Source organism: Bathymodiolus platifrons methanotrophic gill symbiont, from assembly GCF_002189065.1.
GTDB lineage: Bacteria > Pseudomonadota > Gammaproteobacteria > Methylococcales > Methylomonadaceae > Methyloprofundus.
This window is the reverse complement of sequence record NZ_BDMN01000126.1, coordinates 1-2,020: the sequence shown is the minus strand read 5'-3', so window position 1 is coordinate 2,020 and position 2,020 is coordinate 1. Positions and strand designations below refer to the sequence as shown.

Here is a 2,020-nt window from a genome sequence, read left to right as displayed (position 1 = left end):
CCTCATGTGACTCGTGCTTGTGAAGGTGTTGTATTTGACTCGGTTGAAACAGTTAAAACATTGATTTCTAGAACATCAACGTCAAAAGGACTAACAACAATTGTTCACATACTCGACAAAATATACGAGACAGGACGAAAATATGCCGCTGACTTCAAAGAAATAATGCCGATTGTATTTGATACACATTTACCAAAATGGAATTACCGTGCAATTCCTCAAGAATAATTAATATCGGGAAGTTGTTTCGTGCTTATTCCTAAAGATAAAAAAGACTGGTTGGCACCGACTGTTTGTGCAGTTACATAAAGCCAAAGGGGGTAAGGCTTTTAAAGTGTATGCTGCTATTTTGGCTACGTGTCTGGTAGTCCTGTTTATAACAGGATTTATTATGGCCTGGCAATTAAAGAAACTGAAGTTTCCCAATAATTATTTATGGTAAAATTGAAACTATGCTACAACTATATGAAAAAAATAGTCTTTTCATTCGTTTCAAATGCTATTGCCTAAGGGGAATTAAGTAGGGGTTTGCTATAAACATGGCAAAACCACCTAAAATAAACCTCGATACACCAGCATTGTGTATTTCAGCTACTCAATAATTGGGAAACTTCAGTATATGACATCAATCGCTATAAAATTAGACAGGATTAACGCGGGTATTCGTCAAGCAGAAATTGATGCGCAGCGGGTTCCATTTTCAACTCAATTACTCGCTGTCAGTAAAACCAAGCCTGCAGCAGATATTATCAAAGCCTATCGTGCCGGACAAAGACAGTTTGGCGAAAGTTATTTGCAGGAAGCCTTGCTGAAGCAGAAAGAACTTTGCTGTTATCAGATTTGCTGGCACTTTATTGGGCCTATACAGTCCAATAAAACACGGCAAATAGCGGCGCACTTTAGCTGGGTGCATAGTGTCGACCGCTTGAAAATTGCTAAACGCTTAAATGAGCAACGGCCAGATAATTTGCCGCCCTTAAATATTTGCCTGCAAGTCAATATCAGTAATGAGCAAAGTAAATCTGGATTTCAACTTGAAGAATTAGCCGGTGCAGTTGAGCAGGTTTTAAAATTAACAAATCTTAAGTTACGCGGTGTAATGGCAATACCACAGCCAGCAACTGAGTATGAGTTGCAATGCGAACCATACCATCAACTATATCAAGCAGCAAAAGCATTAAACAAGCCTGAAATGGATACCTTCTCCTTTGGTATGACTGGTGACTTGAAGGCTGCAATTGCTGAAGGCTCCACTATAGTTCGGGTTGGAACTGCCTTGTTTGGTCGTAGGTCAGGCTAGTTTTTTAATTCGTTAATGTCTGCGTTTCATGCTGCAAACATTGCATGATTTTTAAATTAATGTAGTGTTTAAACTTTTAAAATTAGAAGTTAATGAATGGGGTTTTAAATGATAACTTTTAATCGTGCTTTTTTAGTAAAGTCACATATGGCTTTAGCCGCCTTTATTTTGCCGGTTGCACTGATGTTTTTTTATTACGGGTGCTCTTTATACATGGGGAGAAAAAGGGAGCTATGATACAGAGACTTATAAATTGCAGTTAAGACAACCCATGCAAGGAAATCAGTCGTGGTTGTCACAAGAGGTGATTACTGAGCTGGAGCTGCGTGATATAGAAATACCATCAGGTATGGCAAAAATTAAAAAAGCAGGTAATTCTTTTTATTTTGAATGGACGGGTGCCAGCTTAGATGTTCGATTGGAGCCAACAAGAAATCCTTTTGTAGCTAAGCTAAGGAATGTGCACGAAATAACATCCTGAAGCAGCCAAGCTTGAATAATGAAATATCTCCCCTAAATTAAGGTTATCTTAATTTATTACTCAGTGGTTGTCTTATGTCATTTCCTTATAAAAAAAATATCGAAAAGTCGATGAAGAAATTTTATGACTCACTTTGTGAAAAAAATAAGCGACGGTATGCCGCCATTGAAAGTGAAAAATTATCTCATGGTGGCGTTAACTATATTTCAGCTTTATTAGAGTGTGACCCAAAAACTATC

Annotated in this window: 3 protein-coding genes; all 3 read left to right on the top strand. The window is 37.7% G+C overall.

Annotation, left to right across the window (positions count from 1 at the left end):
- Nucleotides 1-228, top strand: a 228-nt coding sequence (locus tag CDZ78_RS07790; protein ID WP_444979201.1) for an ISAzo13-like element transposase-related protein, incomplete at its 5' end; no start/stop codon positions are given.
- A gap of 391 nt (nt 229-619) precedes the next feature.
- Nucleotides 620-1,300 (top strand): YggS family pyridoxal phosphate-dependent enzyme, encoded by a 681-nt coding sequence (locus CDZ78_RS07785; RefSeq protein ID WP_087869502.1) that lies wholly within the window; start codon nt 620-622, stop codon nt 1,298-1,300.
- A 253-nt stretch (nt 1,301-1,553) separates the two neighbouring features.
- Nucleotides 1,554-1,781 carry a hypothetical protein gene (locus CDZ78_RS07780; RefSeq protein WP_140413929.1) on the top strand — a complete coding sequence of 76 codons (228 nt, stop codon included), beginning with the start codon at nt 1,554-1,556 and terminating at the stop codon, nt 1,779-1,781.
- The last annotated feature ends 239 nt before the right edge of the window (nt 1,782-2,020 follow it).

What these genes read in the sequence shown, in the direction of transcription:
- CDZ78_RS07785 (WP_087869502.1), top strand. Translation starts at nt 620, where the DNA reads ATGACATCAATCGCTATAAAATTAGACAGGATTAACGCGGGTATTCGT.